Source organism: Pseudomonas parasichuanensis, assembly GCF_021601385.1.
Lineage (GTDB): Bacteria > Pseudomonadota > Gammaproteobacteria > Pseudomonadales > Pseudomonadaceae > Aquipseudomonas > Aquipseudomonas parasichuanensis.
Genome location: NZ_BQHO01000098.1, coordinates 1 through 294 on the forward strand (window position 1 = coordinate 1; position 294 = coordinate 294).

At 57.5% G+C, this 294-nt stretch carries 1 protein-coding gene; it reads right to left on the reverse strand.

Annotated elements, in window-relative coordinates; all coding sequences use genetic code 11:
• Positions 1–294: immunoglobulin-like domain-containing protein (locus L6D77_RS27115; protein WP_236170238.1), on the reverse strand; the 294-nt coding region annotated here is incomplete at both ends.

The following is a 294-nucleotide window of genomic DNA, read 5'->3' on the forward strand; positions in this document are numbered from 1 at the left end:
CGGTGATCTGTACGGTGGCGTTGCCACCCAGTTCCAGATTCTCGAAGGTCTTGCCAGCGACGGTTGCGTCGCTGACACCCACGGTCAGGCTATCGGCATCTTTGAAGACGTCATCGCCTTGGGCGTCAGCTTTGTAGATCGCTTCGGTCTGGCCCGCCGGAATCACGACTTTGGCGCCGTTAGACAGCGTGACAGTCAGATCCTGATCCAGCTTCTGGCTGACTTTGACGGTGAACGACGGCTGTTGATCTTCGGTGACATCGCCATTGCTGACGATGGTGACCGACACCTTGT